The following is a 354-nucleotide window of genomic DNA, read 5'->3' as shown; positions in this document are numbered from 1 at the left end:
GGCTATTCGGTTTAAACAAATCAATCCGGAGCTTTCAGTCGTCGTTCTTGAAAAGGGCGGGGAAGTTGGCGCGCATATCCTGTCGGGCGCCGTCGTTGATCCAAGTGGTATCGATCAGCTTCTGCCAGGCTGGCGTGAGGAAGAGGGGCATCCGTTCAAGACCCCTGTGACCGCCGACCATTTCCTGCTGCTTGGTCCTGCGGGTTCGGTGCGTCTGCCAAATTTCGCCATGCCACCGCTGATGAACAATCACGGCAATTACATCGTGTCACTCGGCAATGTCTGCCGCTGGCTTGGCACGAAAGCAGAAGAGCTGGGCGTTGAAATCTATCCGGGCTTTGCTGCCACCGAAGT

General features: G+C 56.2%; 1 protein-coding gene. It reads left to right on the top strand.

Features of this window, described 5'->3' with window-relative positions; genetic code table 11:
- On the top strand, nt 1-354 hold a 354-nt coding region (locus QSJ70_RS27450), incomplete at both ends, for an NAD(P)/FAD-dependent oxidoreductase (RefSeq protein WP_502871734.1).

It is taken from the genome of Brucella sp. NBRC 12950 (assembly GCF_030268145.1).
Taxonomy (GTDB): domain Bacteria; phylum Pseudomonadota; class Alphaproteobacteria; order Rhizobiales; family Rhizobiaceae; genus Brucella.
Note: the sequence above shows the minus strand (reverse complement) of the source record. Positions and strands in the feature narration are given on the sequence as shown.